This window comes from Granulicella cerasi, assembly GCF_025685575.1.
Lineage (GTDB): Bacteria > Acidobacteriota > Terriglobia > Terriglobales > Acidobacteriaceae > Granulicella > Granulicella cerasi.
The window spans coordinates 266,664-287,559 of sequence record NZ_JAGSYD010000001.1; the positions used below are offsets into that span (position 1 = coordinate 266,664).

Annotated in this window: 22 protein-coding genes; 11 read left to right on the plus strand and 11 right to left on the minus strand. The window is 62.1% G+C overall.

Features of this window, described 5'->3' with window-relative positions; translation table 11 throughout:
• Window positions 1-177 precede the first annotated feature (177 nt).
• The gene (locus tag OHL11_RS01025) at window positions 178-585 is read left to right on the plus strand and encodes a hypothetical protein (RefSeq protein ID WP_263369611.1); all 408 of its coding nucleotides are present in this window, start codon (window positions 178-180) and stop codon (window positions 583-585) included.
• Window positions 586-632: 47 nt separating this feature from the next.
• Complete coding sequence (locus tag OHL11_RS01030) at window positions 633-998, plus strand: cell division protein ZapA (protein ID WP_263369612.1); 366 nt, start codon at window positions 633-635, stop codon at window positions 996-998.
• Window positions 999-1,470: 472 nt separating this feature from the next.
• Here the strand turns inward: OHL11_RS01030 and OHL11_RS01035 are convergent, their stop codons facing one another.
• The gene (locus tag OHL11_RS01035) at window positions 1,471-2,133 is read right to left on the minus strand and encodes a YceH family protein (protein WP_263369613.1); all 663 of its coding nucleotides are present in this window, start codon (window positions 2,131-2,133) and stop codon (window positions 1,471-1,473) included.
• A gap of 106 nt (window positions 2,134-2,239) precedes the next feature.
• On the opposite strand from OHL11_RS01035, the gene OHL11_RS01040 reads away from it, so the two are divergent.
• A complete protein-coding gene (locus OHL11_RS01040) occupies window positions 2,240-3,694 on the plus strand; it encodes a zinc dependent phospholipase C family protein (protein WP_263369614.1) in 1,455 nt (484 codons plus the stop codon).
• 3 nt (window positions 3,695-3,697) lie between these two features.
• Here OHL11_RS01040 and OHL11_RS01045 read toward each other — a convergent pair whose 3' ends face one another.
• Window positions 3,698-5,128: a phytoene desaturase family protein gene (locus OHL11_RS01045; RefSeq protein WP_263369615.1), complete on the minus strand. Its 1,431-nt coding sequence runs from the start codon at window positions 5,126-5,128 to the stop codon at window positions 3,698-3,700.
• Window positions 5,129-5,319: 191 nt separating this feature from the next.
• Window positions 5,320-6,606 carry a tyrosine--tRNA ligase gene (tyrS, locus tag OHL11_RS01050; protein ID WP_263369616.1) on the minus strand — a complete coding sequence of 429 codons (1,287 nt, stop codon included), beginning with the start codon at window positions 6,604-6,606 and terminating at the stop codon, window positions 5,320-5,322.
• 37 nt (window positions 6,607-6,643) lie between these two features.
• Here tyrS and OHL11_RS01055 point away from each other — a divergent pair, with 37 nt between their 5' ends.
• The 3 genes from OHL11_RS01055 to OHL11_RS01065 all read left to right on the plus strand — a co-directional run bounded on the left by OHL11_RS01055 (window position 6,644) and on the right by OHL11_RS01065 (window position 7,975).
• Window positions 6,644-7,063: a DUF2256 and DUF3253 domain-containing protein gene (locus OHL11_RS01055; RefSeq protein WP_263369617.1), complete on the plus strand. Its 420-nt coding sequence runs from the start codon at window positions 6,644-6,646 to the stop codon at window positions 7,061-7,063.
• Window positions 7,064-7,112: 49 nt separating this feature from the next.
• Window positions 7,113-7,403 carry a hypothetical protein gene (locus OHL11_RS01060; RefSeq protein ID WP_263369618.1) on the plus strand — a complete coding sequence of 97 codons (291 nt, stop codon included), beginning with the start codon at window positions 7,113-7,115 and terminating at the stop codon, window positions 7,401-7,403.
• Window positions 7,404-7,471: 68 nt separating this feature from the next.
• Window positions 7,472-7,975 (plus strand): hypothetical protein, encoded by a 504-nt coding sequence (locus OHL11_RS01065; RefSeq protein WP_263369619.1) that lies wholly within the window; start codon window positions 7,472-7,474, stop codon window positions 7,973-7,975.
• On the opposite strand, the gene prmC is transcribed toward OHL11_RS01065, so the two are convergent.
• Window positions 7,972-8,820 (minus strand): peptide chain release factor N(5)-glutamine methyltransferase, encoded by an 849-nt coding sequence (gene prmC, locus OHL11_RS01070; RefSeq protein WP_263369620.1) that lies wholly within the window; start codon window positions 8,818-8,820, stop codon window positions 7,972-7,974. The two genes, OHL11_RS01065 and prmC, sit on opposite strands and share 4 nt — an antisense overlap.
• Window positions 8,821-8,848: 28 nt before the next feature.
• Between prmC and OHL11_RS01075 the strand changes: the two genes are divergently transcribed.
• On the plus strand, window positions 8,849-9,670 hold the full coding sequence (locus OHL11_RS01075; RefSeq protein ID WP_263369621.1) for a DUF3050 domain-containing protein: 822 nt from the start codon (window positions 8,849-8,851) through the stop codon (window positions 9,668-9,670).
• Window positions 9,671-10,059: 389 nt separating this feature from the next.
• On the opposite strand, the gene OHL11_RS01080 is transcribed toward OHL11_RS01075, so the two are convergent.
• Both OHL11_RS01080 and OHL11_RS01085 read right to left on the minus strand, forming a co-directional pair.
• Window positions 10,060-10,662, minus strand: coding sequence for a response regulator (locus OHL11_RS01080; RefSeq protein WP_263369622.1), 603 nt, complete (start codon window positions 10,660-10,662; stop codon window positions 10,060-10,062).
• A gap of 95 nt (window positions 10,663-10,757) precedes the next feature.
• The gene (locus OHL11_RS01085; protein WP_263369623.1) at window positions 10,758-12,836 is read right to left on the minus strand and encodes a M13 family metallopeptidase; all 2,079 of its coding nucleotides are present in this window, start codon (window positions 12,834-12,836) and stop codon (window positions 10,758-10,760) included.
• Between the two features lie 89 nt (window positions 12,837-12,925).
• Between OHL11_RS01085 and infC the strand changes: the two genes are divergently transcribed.
• The 4 genes from infC (at window position 12,926) to OHL11_RS01105 (ending at window position 17,464) form a co-directional block, all read left to right on the plus strand.
• Window positions 12,926-13,627: a translation initiation factor IF-3 gene (gene infC / locus OHL11_RS01090; RefSeq protein WP_263369624.1), complete on the plus strand. Its 702-nt coding sequence runs from the start codon at window positions 12,926-12,928 to the stop codon at window positions 13,625-13,627.
• Window positions 13,628-13,818: 191 nt separating this feature from the next.
• Entirely contained in the window at window positions 13,819-14,325 is a 507-nt protein-coding gene (locus tag OHL11_RS01095) for an REP-associated tyrosine transposase (protein ID WP_263369625.1), read from the plus strand.
• A 160-nt stretch (window positions 14,326-14,485) separates the two neighbouring features.
• Window positions 14,486-16,309 (plus strand): lytic transglycosylase domain-containing protein, encoded by a 1,824-nt coding sequence (locus tag OHL11_RS01100; protein WP_263369626.1) that lies wholly within the window; start codon window positions 14,486-14,488, stop codon window positions 16,307-16,309.
• Window positions 16,310-16,540: 231 nt separating this feature from the next.
• Window positions 16,541-17,464 (plus strand): hypothetical protein, encoded by a 924-nt coding sequence (locus OHL11_RS01105; protein WP_263369627.1) that lies wholly within the window; start codon window positions 16,541-16,543, stop codon window positions 17,462-17,464.
• Between the two features lie 128 nt (window positions 17,465-17,592).
• Here the strand turns inward: OHL11_RS01105 and OHL11_RS01110 are convergent, their stop codons facing one another.
• The 5 genes from OHL11_RS01110 to lpxA all read right to left on the minus strand — a co-directional run bounded on the left by OHL11_RS01110 (window position 17,593) and on the right by lpxA (window position 20,784).
• Window positions 17,593-18,120 carry a peroxiredoxin gene (locus OHL11_RS01110; protein ID WP_263369628.1) on the minus strand — a complete coding sequence of 176 codons (528 nt, stop codon included), beginning with the start codon at window positions 18,118-18,120 and terminating at the stop codon, window positions 17,593-17,595.
• Window positions 18,121-18,378: 258 nt separating this feature from the next.
• The gene (locus OHL11_RS01115; protein ID WP_263369629.1) at window positions 18,379-19,254 is read right to left on the minus strand and encodes an LpxI family protein; all 876 of its coding nucleotides are present in this window, start codon (window positions 19,252-19,254) and stop codon (window positions 18,379-18,381) included.
• Window positions 19,251-19,577, minus strand: a complete 327-nt coding sequence (locus OHL11_RS01120; RefSeq protein ID WP_263369630.1) for a helix-turn-helix domain-containing protein — start codon at window positions 19,575-19,577, stop codon at window positions 19,251-19,253. The genes OHL11_RS01115 and OHL11_RS01120 overlap by 4 nt, the downstream gene beginning before the upstream one ends.
• Complete coding sequence (locus OHL11_RS01125; RefSeq protein ID WP_263369631.1) at window positions 19,574-19,942, minus strand: type II toxin-antitoxin system RelE/ParE family toxin; 369 nt, start codon at window positions 19,940-19,942, stop codon at window positions 19,574-19,576. The genes OHL11_RS01120 and OHL11_RS01125 overlap by 4 nt, the downstream gene beginning before the upstream one ends.
• 38 nt (window positions 19,943-19,980) lie before the next feature.
• Window positions 19,981-20,784, minus strand: coding sequence for an acyl-ACP--UDP-N-acetylglucosamine O-acyltransferase (lpxA, locus tag OHL11_RS01130; RefSeq protein WP_263369632.1), 804 nt, complete (start codon window positions 20,782-20,784; stop codon window positions 19,981-19,983).
• Window positions 20,785-20,896 lie beyond the last annotated feature (112 nt).

The following is a 20,896-nucleotide window of genomic DNA, read 5'->3' on the forward strand; positions in this document are numbered from 1 at the left end:
TTCACCACGAGCAGCATCGCTCTCCCACATCTGCATGGAGCGCAGATGTGGGGCACCCGACCTTCCTCCCGAAGAGGAACCGAATCGGGTACTACCTGCGAATCGCCTTTAGAAATCCTCATTCGCCATCGCTATACTCCAAGCTGATAAAGCCACGCGGAGGGCACTGCATAGCCGATGGGTTCCACCACGATCAGCGTCGATGAGTTCCAGGCACTCGAAGCCCGAGTGCTGCAGGCCGTTGAGCTGATTCGCAAGGAACGCGAGGCGCGTGCCACGGCGGAAGGCGAGCGCGACTGGGCGCGTGGCGAGGTCGAAGGCCTTCGCAAAGAGCTTGCCGACGCACATGAGGCTAAGGGACATCTGCAGCACGAGTCCGAAGCGCTCAAGGTTCAGGTAAGCGGGCTGGAGTCGCAGCTTGCCGACACGAAGTCGCAGTTAGCGACCGCGCAGGGCGAAGTGGCGGGGCTGCAGGAAAAGGTAAGCGCCGCGTCACAGGCTGAGGTGGAGCACCTGAATCGCGAGCGCGAAGCCGTGAAGTCGCGCGTCGAGAAGATGCTCGCGCAGATGGATGAATTGCTGTAACTGAGTAGTTGTCATTGGGACCGCAGGGAGAGAAGACGTTGAACGACATGCCACCGAAAACCGCCGCCGAGATCAGTCGCGCAGAGCTTGAGGCTCGCGAGAACGGCGCTGTTGTCGTCGACATCTACGACCAGGTCTACCAGCTTCGCGGCATGGACCCCGACCACATCGAAAAGCTTGCGTCCTACGTGGACACGAAGATGCGACAGGTCTCGGCGCACGGCGCGACGGTGGATTCGCTGCGTGTGGCGGTGTTGGCGTCGTTGAATCTTGCGGATGAGCTGATGCAGTTGCGCGCTCGTTACGAGGCGCTGGTATCGCAGATGGAGCAGTCGCAGACCACGGTCAAAAGCCGCACCGGCACGCTGAACAGCATGTTGGACACACTGTTTGAAGACCGCAAGGTCGGCTAAGACTTTCTTCTTATCGACAGCGCTCATTCCTCACCACCACTGTCATCCTGAGCGCAGCGACGGATCAGCCCGCCGCCTATAGTCAGGCGATGAATTTCGCGTTGCTGATGGATTTCGCGTTGCTGATGGATTTCGCGTTGCTGATGGATTTCGCGTTGCTATGGATGCTCGCGAGTCGTTGGCGCATGGACGGATGCTGGCAAGGCACGAACGGTAGGGCACGGCTTCAGCCGTGCCATTTCTGTTTGCGGAGTGACGGGGCTTTAGCCCCTGAGGTATCCGTGGTGCCGATGAAGGGCATGTTCCTTACAGAGTGTCCGTCGTCCAGAATGCCAGTGCGTCAGAAATATCGGTCAGCAAGAACGGGTGCCCCACGTCTCGATTTTGAGACGTGGGTTTGCAGGATGTTTGTGGCGCGAGCGGGCGTGCCGCTACTACCGACAACTTCGCAGCGCTCAGAATGACTGGGCCGCTAGCTCTCGCTCGACTCTGACGCGACTTCTGCGATCGAATCTTTCCCACCCAGCACCGCTTCCAGAGCAGCGATGCGGTCGGTGAGTGCGTGCACCAGCGCTTCAAGCGCTGCAACGCGGTCGTGGTCCGGAGCTGCGGCAACCGAAGCTACGGGCGTCGCCGCCCCCAGCTCCACTTCCCCGCCAAGCAGGTGCGTCCATCGTGCTTCGCGCGATCCCGGCTGGCGGTTCATCTGCGCCACGAGCGGCGTTTCGCGCGAGGCCAGCCGCGTGAGTGCGTCCACCACGGCGGTGTTGTCGTCAAAGCTGTACATGCGCTCGGCGCGCGTGCGCAGCTCAGCGGGCGTCTGCGGTCCGCGCAGCAGCAGCAGGCCGACCAGCGCGATCTCTGGACGGCGCAACTCGAGCTTGGAGTACAGCAGGTGCTCAAACTTGGTCGCGCGCGAGTCGTTCAGCACGCGCACGAAGCCCATGCCTTCGAGCTCGAAGAGCGCGGTGCGCACGTCGGCCTCGGTCAGCTCCATCACGGGGTCGCGGCTGGACTTCTGGTTGCAGGCGTTCACCAGCGCGTTCAGGCTCAGCGGATAGTACTCCGGCGTGGTGATTTCCTTTTCGCTCAGCGAGCCGAGCACGCGCACTTCGACAGGATTCAGGTTCAGCATCGCCCTCTATGCTACCGCTCGCGCAGTTTCCTGAAAAACGCGCCGAGTATCTCGCGAGTGCGATACAGTCATCCGCACGAAAGCTGCATCCGAGCAGAAGAACCCTATGCGACTGCGCTGGCTTATCCAATCCGCTGCCACCCTGCTGCTTTGTGCGGCCGCGGCGCCGCGCGCGTCCGAGGCCTATTCGCTACAGACGCACGAGCAGCTCATCGACCTGACATGGCAAAGCTCCATCGTGCCACTGTTGTTGAGCCGCTATCCCACGCTTACGCCGGACCAGATCGAGCATGCGCGCGCCTATGCCTACGGCGGCTGCGTCATTCAGGACATCGGCTACTACCCCTTTGGCGATGCGAACTTCTCGAACCTGACGCACTATGTACGCTCGGGCGACTTCATCGTGAACCTCTTCCGCAATGCGGGCAATGCCGATGAACTGGCGTTTGCTGTCGGCGCACTCTCGCACTACATCGGCGACAACATCGGGCATCCCACGGCCACGAATCTTGCCGTGCCGGTGGAGTTTCCAAAGCTCGAGAAGCGTTATGGCAAGAGCGTGAACTACTCGCAGGGCGCGCATGAGCATGTGCAGACGGAGTTCGGCTTCGACATCCACGAGATCGCGATGCATCGCTTTGCGCCGGTGCATTATCTGCGGCACGTAGGGCTGGCCGTGCCGACGCGACAGCTCGCGCTGGCGTTCTACCAGACCTATGGCTTGCAGGAGGACTTCACCGACCGCAAGCACTCGCGCATCAACGTGAGCACGTATCGCTTTGCCACGCGCAAGTTCATTCCGCGCATTGCGTACGCGGTAACGGTGCTGAAGCGTAGCCACGAGGTGCCGGACGCGGCCAACGACCCGTCGGTGACCGAGCTTGCCGCGCGCATGGCGCAGGTTTCGCAGCAGAACCACTGGGATGATTACCGCAAGTCCGCTGGCATCGGCACGTATTCGCTGGCGGGGCTCATCTGGATTCTGCCGAAGGTCGGGCCGATCAAGATGGCCGCGGTGAAAGGCCCTACCGAAGCGACGCAGCATGACTACGCGCACTCGGTGATGGCTTCGGCGACAGCGCTCGATCATGTGCTGGTGCGCTTCACGCCGCCACCGGCCACGCGACCCAGCGCGGAGATTGCCGCCGCGGAAGACAGCAAGAAGGACCCTCAGAGTTCGAACGCAGTGCCGGAGCTTCCCGGTGCGAGCCAGACGGTGATTCGCGGCTCGCACGACCCGCAGCACCCGCTTGCCAACCGCGACCTGGACACCGGTCGCGAGGTGAAACCCGCCGCATATCCGCTCACGGATATGACCTACGCGAAGCTGCTGCATCGGCTCGTCCTGCATCCCACGACGCCGATCCCGCCGGGCATCAAGCGCGACATTCTCGCGTACTACGCGAACCTCGAACTGCCGTACGAGACGAAGCGTCATCCGGGGCATTGGGATGTGGTGTTGATGGACCTCGTCGTGCTGCGCGGTATGCCGACCAGCGCCGATGCGGTGCCTTACCCCACCTATGGCAAGGGCGACAACGACGACTTCGCAGGCAACTGACAGCTACTTCGCGATGCTGCCATGGTCGTGAAGCGCGGCCATCGCGGCGTTGTAACCGGCCATGCCGTGCACGCCGCCGCCCGGAGGCGTAGAGGCGCTGCACAGATACAGCCGCGGATGACTCGTGCGGTACAGCTTCTTCGTCGGCCGGAAGAGCATCTGCTTCAAGTCCATCGCTCCGCCAGCGATGTCACCACACGCAAGGTTGGGGTTCCACGCGGAAAGCTCTGCCGCGCTGCTCGGTGTGCGCGCAAGGATCGTGTCGCGGAAGCCCGGGGCGAAGCGCTCCACCTGGCGCTCGATGATCTCTGTGCGGTCCGCGCGCGCGCCAGCAGGCACATGGCAGTATGCCCAGGCGGTGTGCTTGCCTTCGGGCGCACGCGAGGCATCGAACAAGCTCGGCTGCGCCAGCAGCACGAACGGCTTGTCGGTCTCGCCGCCGTTCCAGGCGAGATATTCGGAGTGCGTGATCTCTTCAAGCGAGCCACCGACGTGCACTGTCGCCGAGCGCTTGCAGCAGGACGAGCGCCACGGAATCGGCTCGGAGAGCGCCCAGTCGATCTTGAAGATGCCCATGCCGCGGCGGAAGCGATCGAGCGCGTCGCGATAGTTCAGCGTCAGCTCATCGCCTGCGATCTTGCCGAGCATCTCGGGCGTGGTGTCGAAGAACGTGGCGTCCGCAGGCGGCAGCTCCGCGAGCGAAGTGACCTTCGACTCCAGCACGATTTCGCCGCCGAGCGAACGTAGATAGCTCGCCAACGCCTTGGTCAACTCACCCGCGCCGCCGCGCACCAGCGGCCAGCCCACAGTGTGCGCCGCCGCGGCCAGCACAAGGCCCGCAGCAGAGCTTGCGAGGTTCGTCATGGGCAAGGTGGAGTGCGCCGCGCAGCCTGCGAAGAGCGCCTGCGTGTGCGCGTTGCGGAAGTGAGATTTCGCGAGGCTCTTCGCCGGGCGCAGTGCCGAAAGACCAAAGCGCAGCATCTCGAACGGATGCTCCGGAAAGCGCAGCAGCGGCTGCATGATGCCGTCGACGATCTCCGTCCAGTCGCGCATGATCGGCTCGATGAGATGACGCCACTGATGTACATCGCGGCCGGGCATGCGTGCCACCGTTGCGTCGATAGAGTACTCCAGCATCAGCGCGGAGCCATCGTCGAACGGATGCGCGAGCGGCGCGTCCGGCTCGATCCAGTCCAGCCCATGCTCATGCAGCGGCAACGAGGCGAGGAACGGCGAACACACGCCGAGCGGAAAGATCGATGCTCCGCGATCGTGCTTGAAACCGGGCAGCGTAAGCTCTGCGGTGGAGCAAGCGCCGCCCACCCAGGAGTTCTGCTCGTGGACCGTGACGGCCACGCCAGCCTGCGCGAGTGTGATCGCCGCAGCGAGACCGTTGGGGCCGGAACCGATGATGTTCGCCGTGCGTAGTGCCATTGCTACCTGTGAGTTCTGCTTCCAGTATGAACCTGTCGCATAAATTAGCAACCCTCTCTCGTGCCCCGTATCAGCGCGACTCTATGCGCAGATGTGGGAGCGCGAGAATCTGCCGCCGTCCCAACACATCCCGCGAACCCATGTCTCCAGGTCGAGACATGGGGCGCACGGCCTGTGGTGATGCTTAAGAACTAGAGGAGCTTGACGCGAACAGCCTTCTTGCCGAGCCGCAGTACAGGTGCCTCGCCCAGCGCTTCGCGCGTGATCGCACGCTCGGTGAACTTCTCGCCGTTCACCGACACTGCGTTCTCCGCAAGCTTGCGCGTGGCTTCGCCGGCAGATGCGGCGAGCTTCGCCAGCACGAGCAGCTTCGGCAAACGCACGCTGCTGTCTTCGGCGAGCAGGCCTTCGCTGGCGAGCGGCACCTCGAGTTCCGCAACGTCTTCGCTCACCTTCCGCTGCTGGAACATCTCTGCCCAGTGGCGAGCGGCGTCTGCTGCCGCTTCTTTGGTGTGGAAGTCCGCGGTGATCGTCTCGGCAAGGTTCTTCTTCGCCTGCATCGGATGCAGCGCGCCGCTGGCGACATCGGCCTTCATCTGCTCAATCTCGCTCGCAGGCAGATCGGTGAGGAAGGTCCAGTAACGCCACATGAGCTCGTCGTTGACGCTCATCAGCTTGCCGTACATGTCGTTCGCCGGTTCAGTGACGCCGATGAAATTACCGAGCGACTTCGACATCTTCTGCACGCCGTCGAGGCCCTCGAGAATCGGCGTCATCAGTACGATCTGCGGCTTCTGGCCGGCGTCGCGCTGCAGATCGCGACCACGCATCAGGTTGAACTTCTGATCGGTGCCACCAAGCTCAACGTCCGCTTCCAGCGCGACGGAGTCATAGCCTTGCACCATCGGGTAGAGCAGCTCATGCACGCTGATCGGCTGCTCGTCATCGAAGCGCTTGTGGAAGTCTTCGCGCTCGAGCATCTGCGACAGCGTGAACTTCGCTGCGAGCTTGATCATGCCCTCGAAGCCCAGCTGGCCGAGCCACTCGGAGTTGTAGCGCACCTCGGTCTTTTCGCGGTCGAGGATCTTGAAGACCTGCTCCTGGTACGTCGTCGCGTTGGCTTCAATCTCTTCGCGCGTGAGCGGCTTGCGCGTGACGTTCTTGCCCGTCGGGTCGCCGATGAGCGCGGTCGCGTCGCCGATGAGGAAGATGACGGTGTGGCCGAGCTGCTGGAAGTGGCGCAGCTTGCGCATCAGCACCGTGTGGCCGAGGTGGAGGTCCGGCGCGGTGGGGTCGAAGCCCGCCTTGATGCGCAGCGGCTTGCCGCTGAGGCGTGAGGCTTCGAGGCGCGCGGCGAGCGCGTCCTTCGCGTCCGACGAGGCTGCGGGAATCATCTCCGCCACGCCCTTCGTGATGAGGTCGAGCTGCTGGGCTACAGGAGCGAACTCGCTGGTGAGGTTGTGAATTGCATCTGACATAACTGGCTCTTCAAGTATAGAAGCCATGAGGTGAGTCTTGCCGGACCGCAAGCCAAAGCGCGAGGTAGACGAAGGCGCGCACGCGCCAAAGAGCTGCGCTGCGTGCGGTCGCACGATGGAGTGGCGCAAGAGCTGGGCGAAGAACTGGGACACCGTGAAGTTCTGCTCCGACAAATGCCGCTCAGGCAAACACGACGCGCACGCGAAGGATCTGGAGCAGACGATCCTGCGTCTGCTCGACGAACGCGGCTCGGGCAAGACGATCTGCCCCAGCGAAGCGGCGCGCGCCATAGCCGCCAGCGACGAACGCGAAGCCTGGGAGCCTCTGATGGAACCCGCACGAGCCGCCGCGCGAAGGCTTGTCGCGCAAGGCGTCATCGACGTCACGCAGCATGGCCACGTAATCGATGGCAGCACCGCAAAAGGCCCTATCCGTTTGAAGCGCCGTGGAAACTAGCTCGCTGCGCCAAGCCACGCGAGCACGAAAGCGCGCCTCCAACCTCACTATGGCAACGACAAAGCGCAGCACCCACAGCCGCCGCACCACGACGAAGCAGCACTCCGACAACCCCAGCTCCACGGGCCACGGCAAGGCGAAGAAGTCGCCAGCCAAGCAGACCTCGTACTGCTGGCCGGGCTACGAGCCGGTCGCAGGCAAGAAGGCAGGCACCAAGGGAAGCTGCAAGCCGAAGGCGCACCAGACGACGGCGGAGCGGAAGTCCGATGGCATGGCCGCAGCCGCAAGCCGACTGCGCAAAGCCGGCGGCAGCAAAAAGCGCGCCAACGCCGCAGCCTAGTCACCTGACAGGGGCAGGAGCTCACGCCGCCGGGCTCACTCCGGAAGCTCGGTGCTACCCTCGAAGCAATGCTTAGCGCGCTTCTCTTCGGTATCGTCTCCGGCTCACGCACCTTCACCGGCATCATGGTGCTGAGTTGGTTCGTGCTGACGCAGCGCATTCCGATGCAGCACTCGCGCCTGCAGGTGATCGGCGGAGTCGTGCTCGTCGCGTTCTTCACGCTCGCTGCGCTCAGCGAGTGGATCTACGACGTGATGCCCTTCGCGCGCAGCCGCAAGGAGCTTCAGCCACGCATCGCGCGGCTCTGCACCGGCGGTTTGTGTGGAGCGGTGTCGGCCGCAGCCATCATGGAGCCGATCGCGGGCGGGGTGATCCTCGGCTTGATCGGCGCGACCATCGGAACGCAGCTTTGCTTCGGCCTGCGTCAGTTGTTCTGCAAGTGGTTTGGCCGCGATTTGCCTGCGGGCCTGCTCGAATCCGCAATTTTTCTAGGTTTCGCGGTGCTCTCTGCAGTGCTGCTACGCCATGATGCGATTCACTCGCAAGCGATCGAAATGCGCATGATGCACTAGGGTTTCGTCGCCAGTACGTGACGCGGAATGCCCGCGAGATCGTTGATGAACCGCACGTCATGCCAGCCTTGCAGCAACTCCGCTAACGCCTCACTCTGTCCGTAGCCGAACTCCATTGCGAGCAGCCCACCGCGCCGCAGCACCTGATGCGCCTGCGGGATAAGACGCCGGTAAATCTCCAGGCCGTCATCGCCTGCGAAGAGCGCGGAGTGCGGCTCATGCTCGACGACCTCGCGCTGCATCGTCGGCGCGTCGATCGCCGGAACGTACGGCGGATTCGAGACCACGCAGTGGAAACTCTCCGCCGCAAAGCCAGCCAGCAGATCATTCTGCACAAAGCGCACACGATCGCCGCAGGTGTGCGCGAGCGCATTCGAGGTGGCTACCTCCAACGCAGCGACGGAGATATCAACGGCGGTGATCTTCACCGCCGCCACATGCGTCGCCAGCGCAATCGCGATCGCGCCTGAACCGGTGCCGACGTCGACGATCTGCAACTCGCGCGCATCGGCCGTCTCTGCAGCCCACAGCTCCACGGCTTCCACGAGCAACTCGGTCTCCGGGCGCGGGATCAGCACCGCAGGCGTGACCGCGAAGCGCAGACCGTAGAACTCCTGCTCGCCGACGATGTACTGCAGCGGCTCGCGGAGTGCGCGGCGCTGCGTCAACGTCTGCATCTGCTCGGCAAAGCCCTCGTCCAACGCATCGTCCCCATGCGCCAGCATCCAAGCACGATCGCGGCCCAGCACATGCTGCGCCAGCACCTGGGCGTCGCGCTGCGCCTCCGCAATGCCCGCCGCAGCGAGCACGGTGGCCGATTCTCGAACAGCTTCGCGGACAATCATGGCGGCTCCTCCCTAGAATGGTACTTGGATGCGCCCCCGCAGCCTCGGCCCGAAGGAGAACTACCGCTTGTCTATCGCTTCCTCCCCGCTCACGATTGAAGCCATCGAAGAACGCATTGCGCCGCTGCGCGAGCAGCTCGCCAGCCATCCGGTCTACGCAGCCATGCAGTCCATCGAGGACGTGCGGCTCTTCATGCAGTCGCACGTGTACGCCGTATGGGATTTCATGAGCTTGCTCAAGGCGCTTCAGCGCGGGCTGACCTCGGTCGATGTGCCCTGGGTGCCGTCGAAGTTTCCCGCGAGCCGCCGCTTCGTGAACGAGATCGTGCTCGGCGAAGAGAGCGATGAGTTTCGCGGCGAGCCGTTGAGCCACTTCGAGATCTACCTGCGCGCCATGGACGATGTCAGCGCGGACGCGAGCGTGATGCGTGGCGTGCTCAAGGCGCTGGCCAGCGGCAGCACGTGGAACCAGGCGATGCAGCCTGCACCGCAGACCGCGCGCATCTTCGTCGGCGAGACCTTCCGCGTCATCGAAGAAGGCTCACTCGCCGCGCAGGCCGCAGCGTTTACCTTCGGTCGCGAGGATGTCATTCCCGATCTCTTCCGCGGCTTCATCCGTGAGCTGAACCAGGAGCTCACCGGCACGCTGAACACCTTCATCTGGTATCTCGAGCGCCACATCGAAGTGGACGGCGAAGACCACGGTCCGCTCTCGCTGCGCATGGTCGCGGACCTCTGCGGCGACGATCCTGCGCTGTGGGAGGAAGCGGCCCGCGCAGCGGAAGCGGCGATGCGCGCACGTATCGCGCTGTGGGACGGCATCCTCGCCGAAGTGAAAGCGCGGCGGTAAGCCTCGCCCGCAAACGTGGGTGCCCCATCCGTACGCGGCATCATGCGGACGGGTGGGCTGGCGATGATGTGCGGTTCTGGAAGCTGAAGCACGAAGTTCTGTGGCCGCCCACCCGTCCGCCAAAGAACGGCGTACGGATGCGGCACCCAATATCTGTGGTTGGCTCGGGAAGCAACCTGCAAACCCACGTCTCAAAATCGAGACGTGGGGCACCCGTTCGTGGTGCGCGATGCATTCTGGGAACACCGCAGATGACGGAGATCTGGATGACTGGCATGCTGGACGACTGACATTCTGGAAGGAACACGCCTTCTCTCACCTCGCGAAGAGTCTCAGCACAAGCAAAAACGCCCGCTCTATGAGCGGGCTTTTCGCATTCAGCAGAAGACCTACTTCTTCTTCGCGGTCTTCTTCACGACCTTCTTGACAGCCTTGCGTACAGGCTTGGTCGCCACAGCCTTGCGCGTCTTCGCCGGAGCCGCTGCCTTCTTCGCAGGTGCAGCAGGCTTCTTCGCGACAACCTTCTTCGTCGCCAGCTTCTTGGAAGCGAGGCGCTTGGCTGCGGACTTCTTCGCCGCAGTCTTCACCGGAGCGGCAGCCGCCGAGGAGATCTTCGCCAGCTTTGCCGAGTGCTTCTCGAAGAGCTGCTCGATCTGACGCAGCAGGATCGCGGTCTGCATCGGCTTCACGAGCATCTTGTCCGCGCCCATGTCCTGCCAGTCTTCATCGGCGATCGGATACGCCGTGAGCAGCGCCACTGCGGGGTGATACGGCGCAACGCGTGCGGCCTGAATCACTTCCTTACCCGCGGCGTCGGACTCCATGCGCATGTCCGTGATGACCATCTGGTACTCGTTGTTGCGGATCTTCACCTTGCCATCGCGCGCCGTTGCGGCGGTGTCCACATCAAAGCCCGAAATCTCGAGCACAGCCTTCATGGTGAGCAGAACAGGAACCTCGTCATCGACGAGCAGGACTTTACGCTTAGCCACTTGATTCTCCTAACACTTCATTCTCCCGGTTTTACGGGCGAAAAGACAAGTGCGGGGAGATGTTCTCCCCGCACCTGGCCCTGCTGTTGCCCTGCTTACCAGACCTTGCAGGCCGGCTTGTGCACCATCGGTTGACCGGTCTTGCAGCCGAACGCCTTCGCAAACGCCGGCATGTTGCCGACCGTATTGTTCACGCGCAGCTCGGCCAGCGAGTGCGGGTTTGTCATCACGATCATGCGCGAAATCTCCGGACGGGCCGAGCCGCACCAGTCATTGGCGAACGCCACGAAGAAGCGCTGCAGGTTCGTCAGGCCGTTGGCGTCCTTGTCGTCCAGCGTGCGGCCCTGCGTGAGCAAGTCCGCCGTCAACGCGCTGAGCGAAAGGTTCAGGCCACCATTGTCGGCGGTGTTTTCGCCCTGCGTCAGCTTGCCGTTCTGCTGCACGCCTTCGACGCCCGGCGCGGGTCCGCTGTACTCGTTGGCGATGCACTCGCCGCGCTCTTCGTAGGCCTTGGCATCGGCAGGGGTCCACCAATCCTTCAGGTCGCCGTTCAGGTCGAACTTGCGGCCCTGGTCGTCGAAGTTGTGCGTCAGTTCGTGGCCGATCACCGCGCCCTCCGCGCCATAGTTCAGCACGTCATCCGCTGCCGGATCAAACATCGGCGGCTGCAAAATGCCGGCCGGGAAGTTGATCGTATTCGTCTGCGGATCTTCGTAGGCGTTCACCGTCGGCGGCGTCATGCCCCACTGCATACGGTCCAGCGGCTTGTTGATGAAGCCGAGCTGGCGCGCAAATTCGAACTTTGTGCCGCGCGAAACGTTCATCGCGTAGCTCTCACGCGTGACCTTGTAGGAGGTGTAGTCGATCCACTTGTCCGGGTAGCCGATCTTGTTGACCACGGCCGCCAGCTTCAAGTGCGCCTGCTGTTTCGTCTCCGGCTGCATCCAGCTCACAGAGTCGATGTCGCGGCCCATCGCCGCCTCAATCTCCTTCACCATCTTCAGCACGCGCTCCTTGCTGGAGGCCGAGAACGCCTTCGACACATACACCTCGCCCAGCGCTTCGCCGAGGTACTTGTCCGTGGCCACGCTGCATCGACGCCACGTAGGCGGCTGTTGCTTGGCGCCGCTGATCGTCTTCATCAGCTCGAAGTTCGCATCACGCCACTGGTTGCCCAGCACGGGATTTGCCGCGTGCAGCAACTGCGTGGTCAGGTAGATCTTCCACGTAGCGAGGCTCTCGCTCTCGATCATGCCGTTCACAGCGTGGAAGAACTCCGGGGAGCCGACCTCATACAGCGGCGCGCTCGGCGCACCCAGCGCGGCGAAATAGGCGTTCCAGTCGAAGTTCGGCATCAGCGTCTTGAGCTGCGCGGGCGTGAAGCGGTTGTTGGTCTTGTTCGGGTCGCGGCGTGTGACGTTGTCCATCTGCGCCTTCGCCAGCGCGGTCTCGAACGCCAGCGCGGAGGCCGCCCCAGACTTGGCGGCCTCGGGACTCATGCCGTCCATCGCCAGCATCTTCTCGAGGTAGTCCGTATACGCCTTGCGAATGCCAACGGTCTTGGCATCGTCCTTCAGATAAAAGTCGCGGCTGGGAAGACTGAGGCCGCCCTGGTCGAGCCCGGCGACGACCAGGCGCGCGTTGTTCGCATCCGGCGTGGGGCCAAAGCCGAAGAGAGCGATCGGGGTCTCGTTGTCGTTTGCGGCCCAGATCTGGCCATAGGCCATCTGCACGGCGGCGAGCACGGCGGGCAGGTCCTTCTTGCTCTTCATGCCGTGGATGCGCTCCATGAGCGGCGCCAGCACGGCGCGGTCGTCCTTGCCCGAGTCCGCCTGCTCAACACAGCTGGCGTAGAAGTCGCCGATCTTCTGCTGGTTGGCCGTACGCGAGGCGCCGGGTGCCTTGTTCGCCTCCAGAATGTCGTGCATCTGCTGCTGGTTCCACATCGCCAGCTTGTTGAACGTGCCCCACATCACCTGATCGGCAGGGATCGGGTTCGCTTTGATGATGTTGTTGCAGGCGTACTGGAAGAAGTTGTCGCAGGGGCTGACGCTCTTATCCACGTTGGTGACGTCAATGTGCTGCAACTGGATGGGAGCGGGCGCATTCTGCGCGAAAGTGGGGGCCGTACCGGCAAGCATGGGCGCAAACAGCGCCAGCGCGAGGCGTTTCATGTCAGAGGACTCCTTCCCGGCAATACGTCGGGTGCAGACAGTCTATACGCCAGCGTTTCCGCCAGACTGGTATACTCGCGAGTGCGACGTTGCGCCGTTTTGGGGCGCGCGCGCATCCAAAGATCTGGAACACAATCGCGCCCATGGGCGCGCTGGAGAAAGCTACTATTCCGCCTCTCGATAAACGCTCGCAGAAGTCCTTTATCCGCACGAACGAACGTATTCGCGCACGCGAAGTCCGCGTGATTGACGAAAACGGCGAACAGCTCGGCGTGATGCCGCCCTTTGAAGCCCTGAAGATCGCTCGCGAGCGCTCGCTCGATCTCGTGGAGATTTCGCCGAACGCCGTTCCGCCCGTCTGCAAAATCCAGGACTACGGCAAGTTCCTCTACGAGAAGGACAAGAGCGAACGCGCGGCCCGCAAGACCCAGAAGGTCATCGTCATCAAGGAAGTCAAGTTCTCGGTCACCGTGGACGAGCACGACTACCAGACGAAGAAAAACCAGGCCGTCCGCTTCCTCGGCGATGGCGACAAGGTTAAGGCGTCGCTCCGCTTCAAGGGCCGCCAGATGGCGCACCGCGACCTTGGCTACAAGATCATCAACCGCCTGATCCAGGACATCGGCGAAGCAGGCGTGGTTGAGTTCATGCCGCGCATGGAAGGCACCACGCTGCACGCCATCCTTGCACCGAGCAAGAAGATCGCTCCCCCGGCTCCCAAGCCCGTGGCACCGAAGCCGGAAGCCGCTGCTCCTGCAGCCGCCGAGCCGACCCCGGCGACCGAAGCCTAGGCTCGCTACAAACCCTTCAGCCGGATATGCAGCCCATGCATATCCGGCTTTTGCTTTTGCCCCCACAGATCCGGGTGCCCCACATCTCGACATCACCCCAAACCGGGTGCCCCAGGTCTCGACATCACCACGAACGGGTGCCCCAGGTCTCGCTTCTGAGACCTGGGTTTGCAGGATGTTAGCCTACCCGCATGACTCGCGGACTCGAACGTCGCTACGGAGGCGGTCATCACTTCATCACTTTCTCCTGCCACAGCCGCAAGCCGTACCTTGCCACACCGCAAACGCGTGACATCTTTCTCCACTGCCTCGAAAAGATACGTTCACGCTACGAGTTCCGCATCGACTCCTTCGTAGTCATGCCAGAGCACGTGCACATGCTCGTGACCGAACCGAAGGTCACCGACCTATCCGTCGTCATGAGAGCGCTAAAACTCTCCGTTACCCAACAAGTCGAACAGAGCCCGTTCTGGCTTCCGCGATTCCATGACTTCAATGTGCTTACAGACACCAAGGTGATGGAGAAGCGAAGATACATTCATCGCAATCCTGTTTCGCGCGGATTAGTCACACGACCTGAAGACTGGGCTTGGTCGAGCTATCGCCATTGGCTGTCTGGCGAAGTCGGCGTCGTCGAAGTTGAGTCGACCTGGACGTTTGCGAAGCGGATGGCCGATCAAACATTTGCGGGACGATAGATATCCTGCGAACCCAGGTCTCAAAAGCGAGACCTGGGGCACCCGGTTCGTGGTGAGCAGTGGTGAGCGAAACTCTCTGCCTCCCAATCGGCTCCGCCGTGCGTCATACAATGACAGGATGCAGGAGAACCGCCGCGGCTTGATGGGGAAGACAAAGTTTTTGACAGCACTGGCCGTAGCGCCTTTGTGCGCCGTGCTGACGGGATGCCCCGCCGACAATGCCGCGCAAGCCGGCGCGCCAAGCAGTATCCCGGCCTACGGCAAAGCTCCCACCACCGTCGCAGCGCCAGCGCAGCCGAGCCCCGCGCAGTCGCAATCTGAAGCGAACCAGCGTGCCGCCAAAGTTGGCAGCATCATCGCACGCGCGCAGGCCAGCTACACCTCCGGCGTGCAGAACTACAACAACAACCGCCTCGATGCCGCGCGCCAGGACTTCGACTACGCCGTCGACACCATGCTCTCCTCCGGCATCGACATCAAGAGCGATCCGACGCTGAACGAAGCCTTCGAACGCCTGCTCTCGGACATCAACTCGCTCGAGATGGTCGCGCTCGCGCAGGGCAACGGCTTCAGTCAGCCGATCGAAGACGCACCGCTCGCCGGCGCCACGGAGATGACCTTCGCTCCAAACCCGGAACTCGTCGCCAAATTGAAAGGCGAATTGAACACGACCTCGGATCTTCCGCTCGTCATCAACGACCAGGTCGCCGGTTACATCAACGTCTTCTCGCAGTCCAACAGCTTCCGCGCGCATATGTCGGCGTCGATGCAGCGACTCGGCAAGTACCGCACGCTCATCCAGAACGTGCTGCGTGAAGAAGGCGTGCCACAGGATTTGATCTACCTCGCCGTGGCCGAGAGCGGCTTCCAGCCGCAGGCCATGAACGCGAAGTCCGGCGCAGGCGGCATGTGGCAGTTCATGAGCTACACCGGCCCCGAGTACGGCCTCATCCGCAACGGCTACTTCGATTACCGCTTCGATCCCGAGAAGAGCACGCGCGCCTACGCCAAGCACATCAAGAAGTACTACTCGCTCTTCAACGACTGGTACCTGGCGATGATCTCGTACGACTGGGGCCCGGGCAACGTGCAGCGCATCGTCAGCCGCACCGGATACTCCGACTTCTGGGACCTCTATCGCCACGCGTCGATGCCCGCAGAAACGCGCGCTTACGTGCCGCAGATTCTCGCTGCGATCATCATGGCGAAGAACCCCGAGAAGTATGGCCTGAACAAGCTGCCACCGAGCCCGCCGGTCATCTACGACACCGTGCACACGGACTACGCGATCGACCTGCGCCTCGTGGCAGACCTCACCGGCTCAACAGTGGCGGACCTGGTCGCGCTGAACCCCGCCATGCTGCGCCTGACGACCGCGCCGGACATGGGCTTCGACCTGCACATTCCGCCGGGCACGACCGAGGTCTTCAACGATCGCCTCAAGGACATCCCCGAGGACAAGCGCACGAGCTGGCGCTTCCATGTGGTGCGTCCGGGTGAGACGCTCGATGGCATCGCAGAGACGATGCATGCGAAGGCCGATGAGATCGCCGAGCTCAATGACGTGACCGCAGCGAAGCCGCTGCAGACCGACGACGAGCTCATCATTCCCATGACGGTGGCGGCTTCCGCACCGCGCGGCGTGCAGCGTTACACCGCACGCCGTGGTGACACGCTCGTCTCTATCGCCGATCGCTTCGGTGTCACGGTCGATGATCTGCGCACGTGGAACCATCTCTCTTCGAGTAGCGTGAGCAGCGGCAAGACGTTGTATGTTGCCGAGCCTGTGCGCCTCGGTCCAAGCGGACGCAGCGCACGTGGTCGTCGTGCGTCACGATCGCATGGTCGCGCAAGCGCATCGTCCTCGCGTGGCTCTTCGCATTCATCGAAGAGCGCGAAGGCGCATGGCTCTTCGTCGAAAGCTTCCTCGGCGAAGGCGAGCACGAAGAGTGCTTCACACAGCGCAAAGAAGAAGCATCGCTAAAGCAACAACACAACACCGCGATCCATCTCACTGAATGGCGTGCGATAACTCGTGCAAGAAAATGCGCGCGTACATAAAAAGGTGCTTGCTATTTCAAAGCGCGCAGCGTAATCCTGTTGCTACAGTTCCGTGCAGTGTGCCATCGACACTCTGATGTTCACTATGCGAACGAACGACAAGCTTCATCGGCAGGACGCGCATCGCGCGATAGCAGCAGGGAGACGGATAAAGATGTTCGAAGACGAAACCATCAAGCTGTACGCCGCCGCTTACGACGAAGAGCCGGAAGATGACGACGACGATCTCGATGCAAAGATCGATGACGATGAAGAAGACGAAGAAGAAGAGTACAGCTCGGTAAGCGTCGACGAAGATGCACCGGCTGCTTCGAGCAACCATGCTGAAGAAGCTGAACTGCTCGCCGAACCTTCGAACCCGATTGATGGCTACACGCCCGCCGAAGCTCCTTCGCTCGAGCCGACGATCAGCGAGACGGAAACCGCACCTGCTGTGACCACGATCGAGTCGCCGGTAGCGGATGTTCCCGCAGTAAAGAAGGCTGCGAAGAAAGTCGCACCGAAGAAAGCAGCCAAGAAGACTGCACCCAAGAAGGCCGCTCCCAAGAAAGCTGCGAAGAAGACTGCCCCGAAGAAGGCCGCAAAGAAAACGGCTCCCAAGAAGGCCGCAAAGAAGACCGCGCCCAAGAAGGCTGCGAAGAAGACCGCTCCGAAGAAGGCTGCCAAGAAGGTCGCTTCGAAGGCCGTAACGAAGAAGGCGGTCGTCAAGAAGCTCGCGCCGAAGAAGGCTGTGAAGAAGATTACAAGTTCTGCCGCGAAGAACTCCGGTGCTCTGCGCGGCGGTAAGGCTGTCTTGAAAAAGACGGCAGGCAACAAGAGCACCAGCACTAAAAAATCATCTATGAGAGGTATCACCTTGGCAACGAAGAAGGCTGTGAAGAAGGCTGCTCCGAAGAAGGCTGTCGCGAAGAAGGCAGTTGCGAAGAAGGTTGTCGCAAAGAAGGCCGTCGCGAAGAAGGTAGCTCCGAAGAAGGCTGTCGCGAAGAAGGCAGTTGCGAAGAAGGTTGTCGCAAAGAAGGCCGTCGCGAAGAAGGCTGCTCCGAAGAAGGCCGTCAAGAAGGCTGCGGTCAAGAAGTAGTCTCTAACCCCAGGCAAGCAAAAGCGCCCGGCTTCGGCCGGGCGCTTTTGCGTCTGCGAGTGATGAGTAGTTAGTCAAAGCCTGGCGCTCGCACCGTAAGCGAAGCACTCACGACTGTCCGCTCCGCCCTACTTCTTCGCCGCTGCGATCGCCGCGAGTACATCGCTCGAGTGGTTCGCAATGTCATGCACTTCCCATACCTTCACGACCTTGCCTTCCGGCGAGATCAGGAACGTGTCGCGCATCGCAAAGCTGGCCGTGCCCATCGTCTTCACCGGCACGCCGTACGCATCGGTGACCTTGTGGTCGGGGTCGGCGAGCATCTTGAACGAGAAACCGTCCTTCGTGCACCAGGTCTTGTGGCTCTCCACCGTGTCCAACGACACGCCGAGCACGACCGCGTTCGCTGCTTCATACTTCGGCAGGTCGGACTGGAAGTTGTGCGCTTCCTTCGAGCAGCCCGAGGTCTGGTCCTTCGGGTAGAAGTACAGCACGACCCACTTGCCCTTGTAGTCGGTCAGCGAGACGGGCTTGTTCTCCTGGTTCGGCAGCGTGAAGTTCGGTGCCTTCGTGCCTTCGCTCAGCGTGGCGGCCGAGGCAACGAGCGACGCAACCGAAAGGACAGAGGCAACAGCAATCTTGCGGAGGTGCTTCATGATGGGAGGTTCTCCTTGGCTGAGATTTTACGCCCAGCCGCACATCGCCCGTCACGGCATCCTCGAACGGGCGCCCGTTGAAGAGATGAGTCTCGAACGGGTGCCCCAGGTCTCGCTTCTGAGACCTGTGTTTCCAGAGAGCTTCGCGGAGACCGAAGCGTCGGGCGCGGACAACGTTCTTGCTCTCCCACGTCTCAAAGCGTGACGTGGGGCATCCAGCATTCGTGCTTTTCGAAGACGTGGTCTATCGGAGCAACGCTAGGCTTCCGCGACGATGCTGATGCCATGCTCATCCGCCAGCGCGACCATCGCCTCGCGGTCGAAGAGCAACGTGCGCCCTGCCTCGACGCACAGGCACGTCGCGCCTGCAGCGATCATCGTACGGATCGTCGGCACGCCACACACCGGCACATCGAAGCGCAGGTCCTGCTTCGGCTTCGCGACTTTCACCACGGTCAGCTTGCGCTCGAGCGTCGACGCATCCTCATCCAGCGTGCGGAACAATTCGCCCGCGCGCAGGATCGTTGCATCGGTACCCTCCATCGCCTCCACGGCAACACACGCGCCCGCAGCGATCACCACCGTCTGCCCCAGATCAAAGCCCGCGATGCCACGCGCGACGTTCAAGCCATAAGAGATATCACCACGCTCAACTTCACTCGGCGCGCGCTTCGTCAGCACGCCCTGCGGCGCGAGCATCGGCTCCAGATACGCCGTCGACGACACCAGCATGATGCCTTCATCTTCGAGCACCTTCGCCACCGCGCCGAGCAGCATGTCCGTCGAACGCGTGCGCAGATTCAGCAGCAACTTCGCGAGCCGCCAATCCGGTCGGATCGACGAGAAGATCTGCTTGTGCTTCACCTGCCCGGCCATCACTGCACGCGCCACGCCCTCGCGCTGAAAGGTCTCAATCAGCTTCGACAACTCGCCCAGCGAAAGCCAGTGCACGCGCACAAACTCCGGCTCCGCCGCAGCGCGCTCGTTGATCTCGAGCTCCGTCTCTTCCTTGATCGCCGCAACGACGACGCGCAAACCATGCGCACGCGCCGCGTCGAGCAGCAGAAACGGAAAGCGTCCATTGCCCGCGATTAGGCCCAGCGTATTCGCGTCCGATGCAAACGACTTGCTCATGCGACCCAATCAAGCCCGTTCTTCGCAACGAGCGTCAGCAACTTCAACGAGGGCCCGCTTGGCTTCTTCTCGCCGCGCTCCCACTGCGAAACCAGACTCACCGTCACGCCCAGCATCGACGCGAACACAGCCTGGCTGGCCTTCTCGCGACGCCGAATCGAAACGATCTTCGCCGGAGACAACGGCTTCACCGGTGTGAGCGCGCGAACGTCCAACTCGCGCATCGTCCACTTATCGATCATGCCAACGCTGTCGAGGTCCTTCGCTAAACGATGCGCGACGCCCAGTCGCTTGCTCTTGTACTTTTCCGTCTTCGTCTTCACCGCTTCACCTCCATCAATAGCTTTCGCTCTATCGCCGCCTGCAGCTTCGCGTCGTCGTAAAGAAGACCTTTCGCGATCGCACGGAACGCTTCGAGTTCGGTGCGAGAAATATTCGCCCGCTCATTCTTCGCGAATCCATCGACGAACAGGATCAGTTCGCCCACACGCATCAAAAGGATCGTACGGAATCCGCCAGACTTGCCCTGCTTTGGTCTCGCCACGCGCTGTTTGTACACGCCACCGCCAAGGTCTGCATCGACCAGACCGCGTTCGATCTGCTCCACCGCATTGAGCAACATCGCGTCGTCGACGCCGGTGCGCTTGGCGAAGCGCGAGAAGTCGCGGCTCTTGAAGACTCTCAGCACAGGCCAGAAGTATAGCACTCAGTGCTATAGCATCAATTTTACTTAATGACGCCGCGCTCGCTCTTCTTCACGAATTCGAGCAGGTATTTCACGTGCTCGCCCGCGCCGCCGGTCTCCACCATGTCGTTGATCTGTTCGCAGGCCTGCGTCGTGTTGAACTTGCCGCTGGTGAGCGCGCGCATGGCTGTTTGTAGTTCGCGCAGTTGCTCCGGCGTGAAGCCGCGGCGCTGCAGGCCGACCTTGTTGAGGCCATACGCGTGGTTGTTGCGTTCGACCGACGTCAGCGAGTACGGCAGCACGTCCTGCGTGATCGTTGTGCCGCCGCCGATGTACGCGTAGCGGCCGATCGTGCAGAACTGATGCACCGGCGCGTTCGCGCTCAGCACCGCATAGTCCTCCACCGTGACGTGGCCCGCGAGCGTTGCACCGTTCGGCAGGATGCAGCCGTTGCCGATCACCGAGTCATGCCCGATGTGCACGTACGCCATGATCAGGCAGCCTGAGCCGAGGCGCGTGATGCCGCCGCCGCCCACCGTGCCACGCGAGATCGTGACGTATTCGCGGATGTCGTTGCCGTCGCCGATGATCAACTGCGTCGGCTCGTTCTTGTACTTCAAATCCTGCGGCGAGATGCCCACGCACGCGAAGGAGTAGATGCGATTCTTATTGCCGAGGGTCGTGTGGCCGTCGAGGACGACATGCGAGACGAGTTCGCACTCTTCGCCCAGCACGACGTTCGCGCCCACCGTGCAGAACGGGCCGATCTTCGTGCCCGCGCCAATGACCGCGCCTTCGGCAACGATCGCCGTGGGGTGAATGCTCGCGGTGGCGTGGATGCTCATCGTCCGTTCTTACCTCAGCGGCTAAAGCCGCGTTCGTGTTTCGTGGGCAATGTCACGGCTGAAGCCGTGACCTACCGTTCTTGCCTCACCGTTGCTCGTGGCTTGGTGAGAT